At 53.3% G+C, this 17,391-nt stretch carries 18 protein-coding genes; 9 read left to right on the forward strand and 9 right to left on the reverse strand.

The genetic code is table 11. From position 1 onward, the window contains the following. Positions 1–9 precede the first annotated feature (9 nt). Positions 10–957 (forward strand): DMT family transporter, encoded by a 948-nt coding sequence (locus FFS57_RS01140; protein WP_137935895.1) that lies wholly within the window; start codon positions 10–12, stop codon positions 955–957. A 95-nt stretch (positions 958–1,052) separates the two neighbouring features. Here the strand turns inward: FFS57_RS01140 and FFS57_RS01145 are convergent, their stop codons facing one another. The 3 genes from FFS57_RS01145 to FFS57_RS01155 all read right to left on the reverse strand — a co-directional run bounded on the left by FFS57_RS01145 (position 1,053) and on the right by FFS57_RS01155 (position 2,639). After that, complete coding sequence (locus FFS57_RS01145) at positions 1,053–1,502, reverse strand: hypothetical protein (RefSeq protein ID WP_137935896.1); 450 nt, start codon at positions 1,500–1,502, stop codon at positions 1,053–1,055. A gap of 403 nt (positions 1,503–1,905) precedes the next feature. Next, positions 1,906–2,214 carry a hypothetical protein gene (locus FFS57_RS01150; RefSeq protein ID WP_137935897.1) on the reverse strand — a complete coding sequence of 103 codons (309 nt, stop codon included), beginning with the start codon at positions 2,212–2,214 and terminating at the stop codon, positions 1,906–1,908. Then, positions 2,199–2,639, reverse strand: a complete 441-nt coding sequence (locus FFS57_RS01155; RefSeq protein WP_137935898.1) for a multidrug/biocide efflux PACE transporter — start codon at positions 2,637–2,639, stop codon at positions 2,199–2,201. Before FFS57_RS01155 ends, FFS57_RS01150 begins: the two co-directional genes overlap by 16 nt. 129 nt (positions 2,640–2,768) lie before the next feature. On the opposite strand from FFS57_RS01155, the gene FFS57_RS01160 reads away from it, so the two are divergent. Further along, positions 2,769–3,665, forward strand: coding sequence for a LysR family transcriptional regulator (locus FFS57_RS01160; RefSeq protein WP_137935899.1), 897 nt, complete (start codon positions 2,769–2,771; stop codon positions 3,663–3,665). A gap of 73 nt (positions 3,666–3,738) precedes the next feature. On the opposite strand, the gene pstS is transcribed toward FFS57_RS01160, so the two are convergent. Beyond that, positions 3,739–4,785: a phosphate ABC transporter substrate-binding protein PstS gene (pstS, locus tag FFS57_RS01165; protein ID WP_171013488.1), complete on the reverse strand. Its 1,047-nt coding sequence runs from the start codon at positions 4,783–4,785 to the stop codon at positions 3,739–3,741. Between the two features lie 208 nt (positions 4,786–4,993). Between pstS and FFS57_RS01170 the strand changes: the two genes are divergently transcribed. Continuing rightward, positions 4,994–6,913: a B12-binding domain-containing radical SAM protein gene (locus tag FFS57_RS01170; protein WP_137935901.1), complete on the forward strand. Its 1,920-nt coding sequence runs from the start codon at positions 4,994–4,996 to the stop codon at positions 6,911–6,913. A 179-nt stretch (positions 6,914–7,092) separates the two neighbouring features. Here the strand turns inward: FFS57_RS01170 and FFS57_RS01175 are convergent, their stop codons facing one another. Next, positions 7,093–7,704: a cysteine hydrolase family protein gene (locus FFS57_RS01175; RefSeq protein WP_137935902.1), complete on the reverse strand. Its 612-nt coding sequence runs from the start codon at positions 7,702–7,704 to the stop codon at positions 7,093–7,095. 125 nt (positions 7,705–7,829) lie between these two features. Here FFS57_RS01175 and FFS57_RS01180 point away from each other — a divergent pair, with 125 nt between their 5' ends. Further along, positions 7,830–8,807, forward strand: a complete 978-nt coding sequence (locus FFS57_RS01180; RefSeq protein ID WP_137935903.1) for a GlxA family transcriptional regulator — start codon at positions 7,830–7,832, stop codon at positions 8,805–8,807. Positions 8,808–8,875: 68 nt separating this feature from the next. Here the strand turns inward: FFS57_RS01180 and FFS57_RS01185 are convergent, their stop codons facing one another. Continuing rightward, on the reverse strand, positions 8,876–9,262 hold the full coding sequence (locus tag FFS57_RS01185; protein WP_137935904.1) for a nuclear transport factor 2 family protein: 387 nt from the start codon (positions 9,260–9,262) through the stop codon (positions 8,876–8,878). A 105-nt stretch (positions 9,263–9,367) separates the two neighbouring features. Next, complete coding sequence (locus FFS57_RS01190; RefSeq protein WP_249383836.1) at positions 9,368–9,940, reverse strand: hypothetical protein; 573 nt, start codon at positions 9,938–9,940, stop codon at positions 9,368–9,370. Here FFS57_RS01190 and FFS57_RS25085 point away from each other — a divergent pair. From FFS57_RS25085 to FFS57_RS01205, 4 genes are all read left to right on the forward strand, one after another. After that, positions 9,939–10,187, forward strand: coding sequence for a hypothetical protein (locus FFS57_RS25085; protein ID WP_171013453.1), 249 nt, complete (start codon positions 9,939–9,941; stop codon positions 10,185–10,187). The two genes, FFS57_RS01190 and FFS57_RS25085, sit on opposite strands and share 2 nt — an antisense overlap. A 625-nt stretch (positions 10,188–10,812) precedes the next feature. After that, entirely contained in the window at positions 10,813–12,117 is a 1,305-nt protein-coding gene (locus tag FFS57_RS01195; protein ID WP_137935905.1) for a dicarboxylate/amino acid:cation symporter, read from the forward strand. A gap of 218 nt (positions 12,118–12,335) precedes the next feature. After that, a complete protein-coding gene (locus FFS57_RS01200; protein ID WP_137935906.1) occupies positions 12,336–14,159 on the forward strand; it encodes a sensor histidine kinase in 1,824 nt (607 codons plus the stop codon). After that, a complete protein-coding gene (locus FFS57_RS01205) occupies positions 14,156–15,478 on the forward strand; it encodes a sigma-54-dependent transcriptional regulator (RefSeq protein ID WP_137935907.1) in 1,323 nt (440 codons plus the stop codon). Before FFS57_RS01200 ends, FFS57_RS01205 begins: the two co-directional genes overlap by 4 nt. A 284-nt stretch (positions 15,479–15,762) precedes the next feature. Here FFS57_RS01205 and FFS57_RS01210 read toward each other — a convergent pair whose 3' ends face one another. Next, on the reverse strand, positions 15,763–16,134 hold the full coding sequence (locus FFS57_RS01210; protein ID WP_137935908.1) for an antibiotic biosynthesis monooxygenase family protein: 372 nt from the start codon (positions 16,132–16,134) through the stop codon (positions 15,763–15,765). A gap of 1 nt (position 16,135) precedes the next feature. After that, positions 16,136–16,477, reverse strand: coding sequence for an NIPSNAP family protein (locus FFS57_RS01215; protein ID WP_137935909.1), 342 nt, complete (start codon positions 16,475–16,477; stop codon positions 16,136–16,138). Between the two features lie 74 nt (positions 16,478–16,551). Between FFS57_RS01215 and FFS57_RS01220 the strand changes: the two genes are divergently transcribed. After that, on the forward strand, positions 16,552–17,262 hold the full coding sequence (locus FFS57_RS01220; protein ID WP_137935910.1) for an ArsR/SmtB family transcription factor: 711 nt from the start codon (positions 16,552–16,554) through the stop codon (positions 17,260–17,262). Positions 17,263–17,391 lie beyond the last annotated feature (129 nt).

A 17,391-nucleotide genomic window follows, 5' to 3' on the forward strand; every position in this document is an offset into this window, starting at 1 on the left:
AGCAACAACATGATGCATCGATCCATATTGATCAAACTGGTATTGACGGCCTTCTTCTGGGGGCTGATGTTCCATCTGGCCAAGTACACTGTTACCTGGATGTCACCTGCCAGTATTGGCGGTTGGCGGTTTCTGATCGCAGGCGCTGCATTGATCCCATTTCTGCATTGGCAGGAGGGCATCAACTGGCAAGGGTTGCGGCGTAACCTGCCTTTCCTGATATTGATGTCGGTGATTGGTATCTGTGGTTTCAATATCAGCCTGTTCTATGGTCTTCGTCAGACCTCGCCGGTCAACGGTGCCTTGATTGTGGCATTGGCGCCGGCCATGACTGCGATACTATCCGCCACTCTGAATCGAGAGCGGATCTCGCCACGTCAGATTGTTGGCTTCGCGCTTGCCTTGATCGGGGTGGCCGTTGTGGTCAGTCATGGCTCGTTGCAGGCATTATTGTCACTGCATTTTTCTCAAGGTGATGCGCTGGTGTTGTTGGCGAGTTTGGGGTGGGCGATCTACACTGTCATTCCCAAACGTTTCATTCAAGGTTTGGCGCCCTTGCAAATCACGACGGCTACCATTGTGATGGGGGCAGTGGCAATGAGTCTGTTTGCACAAGTGACAGCGGATGATTTTTTCAGTTTGCCACCCGCTGGGGTCGTGGTCGCGATTGTGGTGATGGGATTACTTGGCTCAGCCCTGTCCTACATCTGGTGGAATGACAGCATCCGTGAATTGGGGGCGGCCAAAGGGGCGATTTTCATGAACCTTGTCCCAGTGTTCGCGACGTTGATCGGGTTGGGTTTGGGGCAGCGCGTTTCGACGGCACAGCTGGCTGGTGCGGTGCTGGTGATTGTGGGCGTGTTGATTTCGTCGGTAACACCCAGAGTTACCAATGTCTTGCAAATAGGGCAGAGTCGTCTTGCCATAACGAGACGGATCATTACAACTGGCCGCTAGGCCGAGGATATGAATGGTTGAGGCCGTTTGGTGACTGACGAAGGATCCATGGCTGAGTACTTGGCAGGCCAGATAACCTGCCAAGTGCAGATGACTTAACCGGCCTGGTCGGGCTGCATTTTTACGGGTGCATGACCCAACATTTCATCCAACAACTTTCGCAGCTTGCGCTTACGAACAGGGGAGGCTTCACCCAGTTTATAAGTGATGATAAACCCTAGCCACGCGGGAACAATCGCTTGCAAGGCGATGCCGAAGGTTCCCCAGGATCGGTCCATCAATGCAATGATGATGGCCAAGATGCCGAAAATGACCGGAATAAATAACAAAGTCCGCAAGTAAGCGAACAGGACGGATTTCCAGCTGATGATGATTTTGGTACCGGCAAAGCCTGTCGGGTAATCGGCGACGACCAGATAGGTACCTTTGAATATCAGCGGAATACCGAATAAATGATGAAACAGTGAAGCTACATAAGTTTCATGATCCAGTTCGTCTACTTTGCCAAATAATTTTGTGCCAACGAGTCCTAATTGATAATCCATCTTCCGCCCTTGCGGTCAGATACTGAGTATTGCGATTCAGTATTGCCACACCATGTTGTTATTTTTTATCACAAATTGATATGACACCAAGACATCGGGGTCCGCATCCCGTGCATTTTATAGTGTGTCATCTTGTATCAATATTGCGCGCCTGACGCAATGCCACTGGCGATTACTGGCTGATCCTGTGAAACAGGAGACTATTGACCTTACCTTAATCAGAATCTGTTCAATGTCTTAAGCGCGTTCTCGGATTTTTTCCAGAAAGCAGGTTCTCAACACTCAGCCTTTGATACTTTCTACACGACATTCAGTTTCATCATCATCCATATTCCGGATATTTCTGACGATGGTATCGTGTTTCAAGTCGGTGTAAGTATCTTTGACTTTCAGATATTTAGATTCATTGAGCCGAATAGCCTTCATTAGGTAGGCTGCTATCTTTGGCGTTCATGAATTCGGGTTCTGCACAAATGAAAATATCGATGCTGCTTTTTATTTTAACACAGTGCGGATGTGAAACTGGCATCGGCATTCTTTTGAGGACATCAGCACTGAGGGCGGTGACCTTGGTTGAGTGGAAAAGGCAGGAATTGCCAAGGTAAAAAGGAATGGTTGGGATGCAGGGCTGAGGGGGAATTGCCTGTTGTTTTGCTGGTGACGTAGGCCACCAGCCAACTGTGGTTGGATAGAATATCAGGTAGTTTGCCATTGGCGACGGGCCACTAGGTTGTCGCGCAGGTGGTCATACAACCAGTTGAAGCAGAAGGTGTAGGGCAAGTAAGCTAAAAATAGGCCCACATCAACAAGAAAGGCACCGATCAGGCTCATGTTCAGCCACCAGGCCGCCAGTGGGACACCACCCAGTATCAGGCCACCTTCAAACAACAATGTATGCAGTACACGAATACGAACCGTGCGTGTCCAATTCATCGCTCGTTCCAGGTGTTCGAAACCGGCATTGAATAGCATGTTCCACAGGAGTGCCAGCGTTGTCAGCATGATGCCCAAGCCGCCAACGTCGACGAGTTTCTTGTCAAGTACCCAAGCAGCCAACGGCACAATGACCAGCAAGCCGCCCACTTCGAACAGTACGCTGTGCAATATGCGTTCCTTCACAGTTTTTTGGGGCGTCATCTGAATACCTTTCGCACTAATGGGAGGGGATGGCTCGTATTGTGATCGGAAAATAGTATGGTTCATAAATAGAAATCATCGGTTTTTCCGATATATACTGATGTGCTTTCATAACTGACTGTTCTGACGATGATATCGACCGAGGCATTGCATGCATTTGCTGTCGCAGCTGAATTGGGTTCGTTTTCGGCTTGTGCTCGTCGTCTAGGACGTAGCCAGTCCACAATCAGCGAAACGATTTCAAACTTTGAGATCGAATTGGGAGTGACACTGTTTGATCGAGGTGGTCGTAGGCCGATATTGACGGAAGCTGGCCGGCAACTATTACCTTACGCACAGTCCATGTTGAATACACAGGATGCAATGAGGCGTGTGGCTGGTTCGTTGATTGCGGGTGTGGAATCGAGATTATCGTTGGTGGTATCCGATACGGTGCAATCGGGTACGCTGGAGCAGTTGCTGGTAGCGTTTGAGCAACAGTTTCCGGATCTGGAGCTGGAGTTTCTGGTGGGCGAGGCTGCGGATGTGATCGAGATGCTGCGAGTGGGACGTGCTCACCTTGGTTTTGCTGCCACTATGCCGAGTTATCCTCAAGATATTGGCCACAGTCCATTGCCGGAATGTACTGAGCTGACGCTGTTTGCAGCGCGGCATCATGTTTTGGCGCAGCCAAAGCGACAGTTGAGCATGACAGATCTGCAAACAGAACGGGAATTGCGCTTGAGTACTTATTCAGATGCACCACTGCAAAGCCAGAGTATCCGCTGCTGGTCTGCCCCCAGTTATCTGTTGTTACTGGAAATGGCCCGTCATGGATTTGGCTGGGCGACGTTGCCACGTTGGTTGGCAGAGACATTCGGTGGTGGTGATCTGGTGGAGCTGAATGTGCCGGGCTGGCCGCTTGAGATGAGTGTAGACGTACTGTGGCTGCGCGGCCGTGACTATGGGCAGGCTGCGTTGTGGGTATTGGCTCGCTTGGCGGGTGCGGTGTCAGGCATGACCGTGTCCGAAATCAGCGCAACGTGAAATGCAGGCAGCGCACAGCAGGGGAAGCGGTGCGCTGGTGTTCTGGCCATCAGTTTGCGTGGCTTGTTTCTGATCAGAAGTAGGAAATGCTGAGCGGCTGGCCAGCCTTGTCACGTACGGTGGCAATGGCATTGGTGGCTTTACCCTTGATCTGGTCAGGCAGGCGGACCAAGCTTAGTGAACTGACTGCCGCATCGCCAGACATGAAGCCACGGACAAACAACTCTGCAACTGTATTGCCAGCGGCCTTGTCGACCACTTTGGGCAGCACGGCAAAGGTACCGGTCACGATCGGCCACGTACCGGCACCAGTCTTGTTGATCAGTTTATCGTCGAAATCGCCCTTGCTGGCCCAGTTGCTGTTCATGACCGCATCAGTAATGGCGGCAGGGGTGACTTTGATGAATTTTCCCTCAGCATTGCCGAGTTTGACATCCGCCAGCGATTGGTCTGCGACATGGCCAAAGTCGACATAGCCAATCGCACCTTCGGTGTTTTTCACCGCGCTAGCCAAGGCTTGCCCACCTTTGACCGCTTGTACACCGGCAGGCCACTTCAGGCTGAAGCCTGTTCCCATCCCTGCTTTCCAGTCCTTGTTGGTGGCAGCCAGGTATTCGCTCAACGCAAAAGTAGTACCTGAACCATCTGCACGTACAACTAGCTTGATGGATTTGCTGGGCAATCGTTCCCCATTGTTCAGCGCTGCAATGGCCGGGTCATTCCAGTCGGTGATCTTGCCGCTGAAAATTTGTGCCAGAACATCGCCATTCAACTTCAGTTGGCCACCCTTGACCCCTGGCAAGTTGATCACTGGGACCACTGCGGTCACGGCAATGGGGAACGCAACCAGACCAGCCTTGTTCAATTCGGCGGCAGGTGGCAGTACATCGGTGGCGCCAAAGTGACTCTGGTTGGCTTTGACCGCAGCCAAGCCACGTTCAGAGCCCGCAGCATCATATTTCAGGGAGTGGCCATTTTTTTGCAGTGCACCGGCCCATTTGACATAGAGCGGTGCTGCTGCAGAAGAGCCAGTGCCTTGAATTTCAACGGCTTGGGCAGTAGAGAGGCCGCAGAGTACGGCGAGGGATAATTTGAAAACAGCATGTTTTACTGCGGGCATGAGACTTCCGAATGTTTCTTTGTCATAAAAGTTTAATATTATCAAATTCGAATGTTGCGATGCCACAAAATTTTTCGAGTATAAGCACTTGTTTTCACTTGAGCATCCTGCTCGGCAGATTGGCTTGTTTCGTGTGACAATGGCAGGTTGACCCGCTGCCAGCCAACAGGCTGGTACTTTAGTTTTTGCAAATCTGGCCCGACTCATCATGCAGACCACACCGTTTCGTGTGCTGTCCATCATTCCACCGATGACACAGCTCAATACCCCGTATCCATCCACGGCCTATCTCACGGGTTTTCTCCGCTCACGTGGGTTTGATGCAGTGCAAGAGGATCTGGCCCTGGCTTTGGTGCTGAAATTGTTCTCCCGCAGTGGACTGCAGGCAATGCGGGAAGTAATTGTGACGATGCCTGCGCATCTGCGTACGCCACTGGTCGCGGAATACCTGGAACATGCTGATCGATATGAAGCGACCATTTCCCCAGTGATTGCATTTCTGCAAGGGCGGGACAGTACCCTGGCCTATCGAATCTGCAGCCGCCATTTCTTGCCAGAAGGGCCGCGTTTTGCCTCTCTGGATGTCTATGTCGACCCGGATGACCCGGAAGGAGGGGATCCACTGGGTTGGGCGTTTGGTGCGTTGGGTGGGCAGGATCGGGCGCGACATCTGGCTACCCTGTATATGAATGATGTGGCCGATGTGCTGCGTGAAGCAATCGACCCACGTTTTGAGTTTGTGCGTTATGCCGAATCGCTGGCGCAGGCCCAACCCAGTTTCGACCCATTGGCCGCCGCACTGGCTGCACCACACAATCTGGTCGATGCAACCCTTCATCGGCTGACGCTGGATGCGATAAAACGACATCAGCCAAAGCTGGTGCTGTTGTCGGTGCCTTTCCCGGGGGCAGTCTATGCTGCGTTGCGTATTGCACAGTCTATCAAGGGATTCGATCCGGACATTGTAGTTGGGTTGGGTGGCGGGTTTGTGAACACGGAGCTGCGAGAATTACGCGAACCTCGCCTGTTCGATCATATCGATTATGTCACGCTCGACAGTGGGGAACGCCCCTTGTTGGCGCTGCTGGAACACCTGCAGGGGCAACGTTCACAGCAACGGCTGGTCCGCACATTTGTCCGCGATATGGATACCGGCCAGGTTCGCTATTTCAACTGGCAAGAGCCAGATATCCCATTTGATGAAATAGGTACGCCAACCTGGGACGGGTTGCCGATCGATCGTTATCTGTCGCTGCTGGACATGCTCAACCCCATGCATCGGTTGTGGTCGGATGGACGCTGGAACAAATTGACCGTGGCGCATGGCTGTTACTGGAAAAAGTGCAGTTTCTGCGATGTGACGCTGGACTACATTTCGCGTTATGAAGCCGCGTCCGCCAGTGTGCTGGTAGATCGCATCGAAGCCATCATTGCCGAAACGGGGCAGACCGGTTTCCATTTTGTGGATGAAGCTGCCCCGCCCAAAGCCCTGAAGGCGCTGGCGCAAGAGCTGCTGCGGCGCAATCTGTCGATTTCCTGGTGGGGCAACATCCGCTTTGAAAAGTCGTTTACGCCCGAACTGTGTCAATTGTTGGCCGACAGTGGCTGTATTGCCGTCACTGGTGGGTTGGAGGTGGCATCCGACCGCTTGCTGCAGTTGATGAAAAAAGGCGTCTCGGTCGATCAGGTGGCGCGGGTCACCAGTGCCTTCACCGAAGCCGGCATTCTGGTGCACGCTTACCTGATGTACGGTTTCCCGACTCAGACGGTACAGGATACGGTAGATGCATTGGAATATGTGCGGCAGATGTTCGAGGCCGGCTGTATCCAGTCAGGCTTTTTCCATCGCTTTGTCTGTACCGTGCATTCACCCGTGGGCCAGAATCCGCAAGAATATGGCGTCACCTTGCAACCGTTGCCGGACATTACCTTTGCCAAAAACGATGTGGGTTTCATCGATCCGACCGGGGTGGATCACGATCGGTTGGGTGTGGCCTTAAACAAGGCGTTGTACAACTTCATGCATGGCATTGGGTTGGATCAGGATGTACGCCGCTGGTTCGATGAACGGGTACCCAAGCCACAAGTGCCCAAGCATTTCATTGCACGAGCCCTATCTACCCGGTGAGTGGCTGTGCTGACATGCCACCGGTTAAACGACCCGCATCTGACAGGGCAATTTTCCTTGTTGTGGTTCGCAAGCCAAAGACGGGTTCGAACAGTCAGACTGGGCAAGAAACCCCCATGTAATGTTTGGTGGTGGGTTTCTTGCTGTCTGAGCAAATCAATATCGTAATTGATCAGTGATCATGCAATGGGTAGTGTGAGGATTGCCGCTGTCGTCATGACATCGCCAAATGCATCCGCCAGGGTGGCGAGTGTAGCTTGATGCAAGGTTGCATGAGCGACATGCTGAGTATCCTCGATATCGATATTCCGTGTGGCACTGGCATCGCTTGCGACAATCACCTCATAGCCAAGCAGGTTGGCATCACGGGTGGCACCGGCCACGCAAGCATGGGTCATCAGTCCGGTAATTACCAAAGTACGTATGCCTGCGTTTTTCAGCCGGGTTTCGATATCCGTGGTCGGAAAGACACTGACGGATGTCTTTTTCAGTACCGTGTGATGTGGCTTGACATGCAATGCCGGGTGAAAACTCACTGTCGGACTGTCTTCTGCAAAGATCGGCGAACCGGCTGGTGTCAGGTGTTGAATCTGGAATACAGGCAGGTTGTGGTCGTCGGCCCAATCGATCAGTTGGTTGGCGTGCTGTAACACACTGTGGCCATCAGGGATTGGCAAACGTCCACTGTAGTACTCCTTCTGGATATCGATTACCAACAGTGCAGTCTGGGCTGAAACGATACGGTTAGGGGGGGTAGCACCGAGGATGGCGCGAAGGGTGGGATGTGACATGGTGTGGCTCCTGAACGTGATCCAACTAAAAGTGGTGTGACATGGCCAATGCACGGAGCGTATTGTCGAATGTTGGAGCCTCAGTTGAAAGTGTCCCAAAAGACAAAAAGTGATAGGATCGGGCCATGCTGATATCAGACATCAATCAGACAATTGCGGTGGTGGTGTTCCCTGGCATCAGCCCATTTCATCTTTCGGTACCGTGCATGGTGTTTGGAGACGATCTGGGCAGACTGGGGGTGCCACGCTATCAATTGCGAGTATGTGCACCGCAGCCGGGCCGTATCCCAACCCTGGCAGGGTTTGATATTGAGGTCTCCCACGATTTGTCTGCTATACAGGGTGCCGGGACAGTCATTGTGCCGGCGTGGCCTGATCCTGATGTGACCCCACCAGATTCGTTGTTACAGGCATTGCGTGATGCTCACACACAGGGCAGTCGGGTGGTTGGCCTATGTCTGGGGGCGTTTGTGTTGGCTGAGGCCGGTTTGCTGGATGGCCTGGTGGCATCGACACATTGGGCTTGGTGTGGTGATTTTGCCCGGAAGTATCCCAAGGTCAAGTTGGATAGCAAGGCGCTGTATGTGGATGAAGGCCATATTCTGACTTCTGCTGGCACAGCAGCAGCGATTGATTGTTGTCTACATCTATTGCGGCGGGATTGTGGTGCAGACGTTGCCAATCGCGTTGCCCGACGCATGGTGGTGGCGCCGCACCGCCATGGTGGCCAGGCGCAGTACATCGAATACCCGGTACCCATCACAGAAGGCGCAGATACCTTGACTATCGCACTGGATTGGGCGGTATCCAATCTGCACACCAGTCTGACGGTGGATTCACTGGCGGATAAGGCTGCCATGAGCCGCCGCAACTTCACCCGCCGCTTCAAGCAGAAGACCGGCACTACGGTCGTTCAATGGCTACTTAACCAGCGCTTGCGCCAAGCACAATTGCTTCTTGAAACCAGCGATCATTCGGTGGATAGGATTGCTGAACTGACGGGCTTTGGTTCAACGGTATCGCTGCGTCAGCATTTCACCCGTACCTTCGTGGTATCGCCTGCGGTGTATCGCAAACAGTTCAAAATCAACTTGGGCAGATGATGTTGGTAGCACCTTCATATCGCGAAAATCGGCTGCCGAGCCAAGGTTGATCACGCGGGGACTGGCCATCAGTTTGTTGATTTTTCAAAAGCCGGTGTAGCCGTGCCTTGGTGAAAAATCACTTGCCATTGCTGACCAACCCGTACCCAGATCGAACTTCGCAATGTGTGCCGCTCAAGCGTGCTGTCTGCAGCGAAGTGTGTAGATCGGCAGGTCGGCAAAGCCGTTTCACCCCCTAGAACCTTCAGCGAAAAATCTTGAGCCCATACAGTCACGGGTAGGTATTCGGCAGCCAGGCTCGCGCAGATGCTTGCTTTGTCATACGACGTACCGGATCGGCCAAATTCCAGAAAGTCTTGGTGTAACAGCCGGCTGACGTAATCTGCATCACCTTTGAGGGTTGGATCATGAAGCGATGTTTCCAGGGCTTGGAGTAACGTCAGTAAGTCCTGCATGGGAACGTCACCTCCATTTGTTTTTGCCGGGCGGTGAGCGGGGTTTGGGTTGTGATACCGATGAAATATGTATGGTATTTCATGATGGTTGAGGCCGGGTTCTCATCAATCTTCATCGTGGTAGCTGAGCCAGAAGTCTTTCATCGCATCAAGATAAAAGTCTTGTTTGCCCATCAGCGTTTTCCAGGTGACGACAGGCTTGGAGGTTGCAAACTCATTTAGTCCAGTGGTGTGTTTCTCTTTGCCAGTCAGGTAATTGATGCTGCGTTCCGCTCGCTCGCCGGAGTTACGCCTGAATGACCAGCTATCCAGCCCGATTAACCGGAATCGGTTGTGCTGATGACGAAAGCGGAAGGTTTTGTGGTTGACCTCCCAACTACCGCAGCTTAGCCAGTAATGCATGTCAATGTTCAGTATGCCTCGTTTGATTTCAATGCCACCCTCTGCCAGCGGGTCTTCAAGACAAGGGGTTTCCGTATCATGCTCACTGGGCAGAAAGCCATCGATATGTTGTACCTGCTGATAACCAGTGCCGGCCTGGAAAAGTACGACCAGTCTTCGCGGGTTCAGATTCAGTACAGTGCTGCCAAAGTTGTCATTTCGCTGGCGTTTGGCTGGATTGTTCTCTTGTAGTACCAGTACCGCATCACTGTTGCCGTCCTGATTCAGATCACCCATGGCACTCGAATGTAATTTCCAGCCAGCGGGTACCCAGCTGTCGAACGTGCTGTTGCGTTGTGTCTGGGCTGTAGCCGATGTGCTGAACAAGCAGCAGAGCAGGAAAATCGATCGTATTGGCATTAAATGGGTGACGTGGGTTGACGATGACTGGGCGCAGACCATAGCACATCGTCACGGCATCGTCCGTTGGAACCGACCAATGAGCCTGTTCCATGACTTATTGCTAGTCGGTGTTCGGGGTTAGTGTGCTGCTCTGCTCCTCGTGTATCACGCCTACATTTTCTCAATGCGCATCAGTTGTTATCCGATTTCAAAAATTGATCGGAATGCCGAACGTATCAAACGATGTTTGTTCGGTTTTTCGAACGGGTTGAGGGTGTGGGTTAAAAACTCTAACAACTTTTCAATGCCTTATCTTTATATTTGCCTTTCGATAAGTTGGCATGGTCTGTGCAATAAACGCCCTTCAATAGGTAAAAACCAGAATTCGACATCATCAATTGGAGGCGGTAGCGAGACATGACGGATATTCCCTGTCGAACAGCACCCAGTCAGCATCAGGCTTTGACAGCTATGCAGTGTCTGGAGACGGAACCCATACACAGTTGATTACCAGTGCTTGAGTTCGGGTAAGTCCCAGGGCGAAAGCAGGCGGAATCGTGCCATTGGCAGCGAGTTTGCCTTGTATTCGTGCTGATATTCCCGAACTTACGTCACGACGGTGGCCGGCCTTTACTTCACTGCTGTGATCAGTGCACTGCCCAAGTCAGATGGAAATCCAGGTTTCCATCAGGCCCGTAACAACCGATTCATTCGAAAAGGTGACGACCTACCCCCACAGGTCGTCCCTGCGAACAGAGAGACAACTCATGAACATGAAGAAACTCCCCACCCTCATCGGTATCGCCATGGTGCTTGGCGTGCTGGTCGGCACGCTGGCCCATAACATGGCCCCATCACCTGAGGCGGCTAAAACCATTGCTGGTTACTTCTCGATCTTTACCGATGTCTTCCTGCGCTTGATCAAAATGATCATTGGCCCCCTGGTTTTTGCGACTCTGGTAGCCGGAATCGCCGGTATGGGGGATGGTAAGACCGTTGGCCGGGTTGGCTTGAAGGCCATGGCTTGGTTCATGGCGGCATCCATTGCGTCACTGTTTCTGGGCTTGATCATGGCCAATGTGCTGACACCGGGCATGGGAATGAACCTGCCGTTGCCGGATGCACATGCCGCAACCGACCTGAAGACCGGCTCGCTCAATCTGAAGGATTTCATTACCCACTTGGTGCCAAAGAGCTTCTTTGAAGCAATGGCCACTAACGAGATCCTGCAGATCGTCATCTTCTCGCTGTTTACTGGTTTTGCGCTTGGCACCATCAAGGATGGTGTTGGTAAACCGGTTCTGGCTGTAGTGGAAGGCCTAGCTGAACTGATGATGCGTGTTACCAACTATGTCATGCTGTTCGCGCCGGTTGGTGTGTTTGCGGCGATTGCTTCTGTCATCACCAAGCAAGGCCTGTCGGTACTGACGGTGTATGCCAAGCTGGTCGGCAGTCTGTATCTGTCGTTGGCATTGCTGTGGGTGATTTTGATTGCCGGTGGTTATTTCTTCCTGCGTGGCGACGTGTTCCGCTTGATCAAAACCATGCGTGCACCGTTGATGATCGGCTTCGCCACAGCCAGCAGCGAATCTGCCTACCCCAAGGTGATCGAGCAACTGACCCGCTTTGGTGTGAAAGAGCGTATCTCAGGCTTTGTATTGCCACTGGGTTATTCCTTCAACCTGGATGGCTCGATCATGTATACCTCGTTTGCAGCGCTGTTCGTTGCACAGGTTTACGGTATTGAACTGAGCTTGACTCAGCAAATCACCATGTTGTTGGTGCTGCTGGTAACCAGTAAAGGGATCGCAGGTGTGCCACGTGCTTCGTTGGTGGTGGTTGCCGCGGTACTGCCTATGTTCGGTTTGCCGGAAGCAGGCATTTTGTTGATCCTGGGGATTGATCACATCATGGATATGGCCCGGACCGTGACCAATGTACTGGGCAACGCCATTGCGACTACGGTAGTGGCCAAGAGTGAAGGTGCGATCGGACCGGCTGCTGCCGAAGAAGTCGAGCCGGTTGAGGCCGTTGATCTGCCTGTCCAAACCCCACTGGGCGCACGTGCCTAAGCCGCATTACGTCGTCAGCCCCACAGCTGTACCGGTAGTCCCTGTGTGAGTTGGTACAGCCGTCCTGCGGCACGCATTCAAACGCGTGCCGTTTTTTTCCTCTTCCTGCGTTCTTTGGAATGCGTGTATCTGCTACTCAAACAATCGGCGGCGGGCTTGTGTGGCCTGATCGCTTACGATGTATCATCAATCATTCCCCATCTTATCTGGTTCAAGGTATGACCCGTTTGCGACGCACCTGGCGTGTACTGGCCGTGCTGCTGGTAATTGCTGGCGCTGGTGCAATCGGCTTTCAGGTCAGTCGTACACTGGCCTATCAGCAGCAGCTGGAACGTAGCCAGATTCAACTGCGTGTGTTCAGTCAGACGATTTCCAGCGAGTTGGCACGTTATGACTATGTACCGCATGTATTGACGCTGGATAGCAAGATCACCCAATTGTTGAGCGAGCCGGATCGGCCAACTGCGGTGCAGGCAGCCAATCTGTATCTGTCTGCATTGAATGAGCGCACTGCTACCCGTGCCATCTACATTCTCGACCGACGTGGCAAGGTGCTGGCGACCAGCAATTGGCAGCGACCAGATAGTTATCTGGGTGAGGATCTCAGCTATCGGCCTTATTTCCGCGCTGCCATCAAAGGGCAGACCGGCCGGTTTTACGGCGTGGGCACAACACGTAGTGAACCGGGCTATTATTTGTCCGCACCGTTGGGTAATCGCCTGTCACCAAGTGGGGTGGCGGTAGTCAAAGTCGGCCTGGAGCCGTTGGAAGCCAACTGGCAGGGATTGGATGGTGGAGTGCTGCTGGCCGATGAAAACAGCGTTGTGATTCTGGCCTCGCAGCCGGGATGGCGACTGCAGACGATGTCTGCAATCCCACCGGCTCGGCGTGCTTATCTTGATCGTACCTTGCAATACAATCGTGCGCCCTTGCCGAGTCTGGGGATCGAGCACTTGCAAAGTATTGCTGATGATGCGGAACTGATTCGTATCAAGAAAGGGTCACTGTTGCTGGCGCAAACGGCCGCATTGCCGGGTACGCCGTGGCGTCTGTACCTGCTGTCTGGTACGGGGCCATTACAGGTGGGCGCCCTCAAAACCGCGGCGCTGGTGAGTGGTGGTACCGCCCTGATGGTGCTGCTGAGCGTGATCTGGAATACGCGACGACGTATCACGGCTGAACGATTGAAAGCGCGGGTTGCGCTGGAGCAAGCCAACGCCGAGCTGGAACGCAAAGTCATCGAACGGACTTCTGATCTGTCTGCTGCCAATCGGCAGCTGCAAGCCGAGGTGGCCGAGCGTATCCGTGCGGAATCCACACTGCGCCGTGCACAGGATGAATTGTTGCAGGCCGGCAAATTGGCTGTGATCGGACAGATGTCCACTGGTATTGCGCATGAATTGAATCAACCGCTGGCTGCATTGCGCACCTTATCTGGTAATACGTTACGTTTTCTGGCCAGAGGGGATTGGGCTACTGCGCAATCCAATCTGGAGACCATCATTCAACTGGTTGAGCGTATGGGTAAGATCTCTGGTGCGCTCAAGTCGTTTGCCCGCAAATCACCCAACCTGATGATGCCTGTTGACGTCAATATTGCACTGGATAACGCACTGTTTCTGCTGGATACCCGTATACGGATACTTCCTATCACGATTGAGCGTCATCTACCCGTCAATGCCTGGGTCAAAGGTGACGCAACCCGATTGGAACAGGTGCTGGTCAATTTACTGGCCAATGCACTGGATGCCATAGTGGATTTGTCTTCCCCCAGGCTTTGGATCACCGGTACGGCTGAGCATGGTGAAATTACGCTCAGTGTTCGCGACAATGGACCAGGATTGGCACCAGAGGTTGAAGCCCGTTTGTTCGAGCCATTTTTCACCACTAAGCCGGTTGGACAGGGATTGGGTTTGGGGTTGACGCTGTCTATTGGCATTCTGGATGAATTCGGTGGCCGGCTCAGTGCATATAATCATCCGGATGGTGGCGCGTGCTTTACCCTGGCGCTGCCACAAACTACGAAGGAAACACTGGGATGACCGACATCATGCGCGTTCTGATTGTAGAAGATGACCCGGTCGTACGACTGGGCTGCGTACAGGCGTTCGTCCTGGAAGGCATACCCACGATGGAGGCTGGCAGTGCGGAGGCTGCGCTGAAACTGATCGAACCCGGCTTTCCTGGTGTGGTGATCACCGATATCCGCTTACCCGGTAAGGATGGCATCGCGCTGTTGGCCAACATTCGACAGCAGGATGCCAACCTGCCGGTCATCATGATCACCGGCCATGGCGACGTGGCGTTGGCGGTGCAGGCGATGAAAGAAGGAGCTTACGATTTTCTGGAGAAGCCTTTTGCTCCGGAACGCTTGGTCGACGTTGCCCGCCGAGCACTGGCGCAACGCCAGTTGGCGCTGGAAGTAACGTCTTTACGCACCCAACTCGCCAACCGGGGGGCATTGGCCAACCAGATCATCGGTCATTCGCCGGCGATGGATCGCTTGCGACAACTCATTGCCGAAGTCGCCAATACTGGCGCCAATGTATTGATTCATGGCGAAACCGGTACGGGTAAGGAGCTGGTGGCGCGCTGCCTGCACGACAGCAGCCAGCGCCATGGCAAGCACTTTGTCGCGGTCAATTGTGGCGGTCTGCCAGAGCAACTGATCGACAGCGAAATCTTTGGTCATGAAGCTGGTGCTTTCACCGGCGCAGCCAAGCGCCGTATCGGCAAGATTGAACATGCACAGGGTGGTACATTGTTTCTTGATGAAATCGAGAGCATGCCTTTACCCATGCAGATCAAGCTGCTTCGTGTGTTGCAGGAACGAACGCTGGAGCGACTCGGTTCCAACACGCTATTGCCGGTTGACATCCGTGTGCTTGCCGCGACCAAGGCCGATCTCAAGCAAATGAGCGATGAAGGCCGCTTTCGGGCTGATCTGTATTACCGGCTGAATGTGATCATTTTGGAGCTCCCGCCGCTCCGCGAACGGCGCGAGGATATTCCTTTACTGTTCCAGCACTTTCTGCTGCTGGCGGCGCAACGTTTTGAGCGCGACCTGCCTGCCATTCAACCGTCAGATATCTCGCAACTGTTGGCTTATGGTTGGCCCGGTAATGTTCGGGAACTGCGCAATGTGGCCGAGCGTTACGTGCTGGGGCTGGGTTTGGCACTGGGTGAGGTACCGGAACCCATGTCCCAGGTCAGCTTGGCCCACGCGGTGGAGCAGTTTGAAAAAGCCTTGATTCGCGATGCCTTGCGACGCTGTGAAGGTAATCTGTCAAAAGCGGCGGAAGCCTTGGGTGTAGCCAAAACGACGCTGTTCGACAAAGTGAAGAAGTATGGGCTGTCGTGATTTTTTGCCTTTACGAAGAGATAGGTTTCGGTACGTCGACGAGTCGGTAACCGGCCATTGACGAGGTGTTTGATTCATTGGTACGTGTCCCGCATCTTCCTGGATTGGAATGATTACGGGACCGGCCATTGGATGAACTCGTGTCGGCATCACCTCGGTCAACCATTTTCGCCAGTTGATGATCTGGCTATGGTATTCAATGCGGATAATAGATCGAGCTTTTCTGTATGACCGGCGCCGGTTCGCAATGTGTTGGAGCCGATCCGAAGCGCGGTCACTGCCGTCTATGAACCGGAATGCAAGGACACCGCCACATCATGCACAACTTTGGCATCGTCTGGTGCTGCTTCCCGTTCATGCAATCCGTAATCCCGTATTACACTGGCCACCCGTAACCGATAGTTGGCAAAGATATGTGTCCTGCCCGCGGATTGGGCTGCCCGATGTTGCGGCAGGTTTCGCCACTGTTTGACCGACTCTTCATCCCGCCAGAACGATAGCGACAACATCTTGCCTGGCGTGGTCAAGCTGGTGAAGCGTTCCACCGATAAAAAGCCATCGACCTGTTCCAGTTGTGGGCGAAGATCGGCGGCGAGGTCTAGATAATCCTGTTGCCGTTCGGTGTGAGGCAGGACTTCGAACAATATGGTGATCATGTCAGCGCTCCTGATCAGGCGCCGGCAGGTCGATTGTGCCCGCCACATTCTCAGCAAAGCTTCGTTCTTCTCGCAGAATAAAGCGCTTGGTTTGCGCCAATGCAAAGTTGTCGCGTGCCTCTGGGTCGGCCTTCAAGCGCTTACGGTAAGCTTCATAGGCGGCCAGACTGTCGAATGAGATCAAGCCCCAGGCAATGTCGTTGGTACTTTCGTGAGGCAGAAAGTAGCCCAGGAGGTGGCCGCCGCAGCGAGGAATGATGCGTCCCCAGTTAATGGCATATTCCTTGAAAGTTTCGCGTTGAAACGGGTCGATTTGATAGCGGATGAAACAGGTGATGGCCATGATGTGCCCTTTGTGATCGATAGCCAATACGATAACCGATAGGCGGTGGGAAATGGTTCGGTTAAGATCGAACCATGAAAGATGGCCCCCATATCGCCCGAATCGCTGCGCTGATCGGCGACCATGCCCGTGCAGACGTGCTGACCGCTCTGATGGCAGATCGTGCGTTGACGGCAACTGAACTCGCCGCCTTGACCAATGTCACCAAACAAACCATCAGCGGGCATTTGGCCAAACTGCTGGATGCTGGGCTGATTGTGGTGGATCAGCAAGGGCGGCATCGGTATTTCCGTTTGGCCAATCAGGACGTGGCGCATCTGCTTGAGTCCCTGATGGGTGTTGCTTTCCGAACGGGGGCCGTGCGCTTGCGTTCCAGCCCTCGCGAACCTGCCTTGCGCAGAGCCCGAGTGTGTTATGACCACTTGGCTGGACAACTGGCGGTACAAGCATTTGATTGGATGCTGGCGCAACGGATCGTCATCCTGGAACAGGATGGTGCTTGTCTGACTGAAGCAGGGCAGTCCTGGTTTGGTAGGTTGAATATCGATACCGCCCAGTTGGCCCGTCAAAAACGGTCGTTCTGCCGACCCTGTTTGGATTGGGGGGAGCGTCGGAATCATTTGGCGGGTGCATTGGGGGCTGCGTTGCTGGCCTACATTTTTGAACGAGGTTGGGCTGAGCGGGTTACCGACTCTCGTGTGGTGGTATTCAATCCAGCAGGGGAGCGGGCTTTTTGCGGGTTGTTTGGGGACAGCATCCATTCAGATTCAGGTAGATCAACTTAAGTACCTGTTCAAGCTTTATCGTCGCAATATCCGTGCTAACGTAGCTGCAGCAGGTCGATTGTCACAACGGGTATTCAATCAATTGACTTGCATCGAATTTTTACTAATCTGGGAAATCGAGAATAACTC

The sequence above is a fragment of the Chitinivorax sp. B genome (assembly GCF_005503445.1).
In the GTDB taxonomy this organism is placed as follows: domain Bacteria; phylum Pseudomonadota; class Gammaproteobacteria; order Burkholderiales; family SCOH01; genus Chitinivorax.

What these genes read in the sequence shown, in the direction of transcription:
- FFS57_RS01140 (WP_137935895.1), top strand. Translation starts at nt 10, where the DNA reads ATGATGCATCGATCCATATTGATCAAACTGGTATTGACGGCCTTCTTC.
- FFS57_RS01145 (WP_137935896.1), bottom strand. Translation starts at nt 1,502, where the DNA reads ATGGATTATCAATTAGGACTCGTTGGCACAAAATTATTTGGCAAAGTA.
- FFS57_RS01150 (WP_137935897.1), bottom strand. Translation starts at nt 2,214, where the DNA reads ATGGCAAACTACCTGATATTCTATCCAACCACAGTTGGCTGGTGGCCT.
- FFS57_RS01155 (WP_137935898.1), bottom strand. Translation starts at nt 2,639, where the DNA reads ATGACGCCCCAAAAAACTGTGAAGGAACGCATATTGCACAGCGTACTG.
- FFS57_RS01160 (WP_137935899.1), top strand. Translation starts at nt 2,769, where the DNA reads ATGATATCGACCGAGGCATTGCATGCATTTGCTGTCGCAGCTGAATTG.
- pstS (WP_171013488.1), bottom strand. Translation starts at nt 4,785, where the DNA reads ATGCCCGCAGTAAAACATGCTGTTTTCAAATTATCCCTCGCCGTACTC.
- FFS57_RS01170 (WP_137935901.1), top strand. Translation starts at nt 4,994, where the DNA reads ATGCAGACCACACCGTTTCGTGTGCTGTCCATCATTCCACCGATGACA.
- FFS57_RS01175 (WP_137935902.1), bottom strand. Translation starts at nt 7,704, where the DNA reads ATGTCACATCCCACCCTTCGCGCCATCCTCGGTGCTACCCCCCCTAAC.
- FFS57_RS01180 (WP_137935903.1), top strand. Translation starts at nt 7,830, where the DNA reads ATGCTGATATCAGACATCAATCAGACAATTGCGGTGGTGGTGTTCCCT.
- FFS57_RS01185 (WP_137935904.1), bottom strand. Translation starts at nt 9,262, where the DNA reads ATGCAGGACTTACTGACGTTACTCCAAGCCCTGGAAACATCGCTTCAT.
- FFS57_RS25085 (WP_171013453.1), top strand. Translation starts at nt 9,939, where the DNA reads ATGGCACTCGAATGTAATTTCCAGCCAGCGGGTACCCAGCTGTCGAAC.
- FFS57_RS01190 (WP_249383836.1), bottom strand. Translation starts at nt 9,940, where the DNA reads ATGGGTGATCTGAATCAGGACGGCAACAGTGATGCGGTACTGGTACTA.
- FFS57_RS01195 (WP_137935905.1), top strand. Translation starts at nt 10,813, where the DNA reads ATGAACATGAAGAAACTCCCCACCCTCATCGGTATCGCCATGGTGCTT.
- FFS57_RS01200 (WP_137935906.1), top strand. Translation starts at nt 12,336, where the DNA reads ATGACCCGTTTGCGACGCACCTGGCGTGTACTGGCCGTGCTGCTGGTA.
- FFS57_RS01205 (WP_137935907.1), top strand. Translation starts at nt 14,156, where the DNA reads ATGACCGACATCATGCGCGTTCTGATTGTAGAAGATGACCCGGTCGTA.
- FFS57_RS01210 (WP_137935908.1), bottom strand. Translation starts at nt 16,134, where the DNA reads ATGATCACCATATTGTTCGAAGTCCTGCCTCACACCGAACGGCAACAG.
- FFS57_RS01215 (WP_137935909.1), bottom strand. Translation starts at nt 16,477, where the DNA reads ATGGCCATCACCTGTTTCATCCGCTATCAAATCGACCCGTTTCAACGC.
- FFS57_RS01220 (WP_137935910.1), top strand. Translation starts at nt 16,552, where the DNA reads ATGAAAGATGGCCCCCATATCGCCCGAATCGCTGCGCTGATCGGCGAC.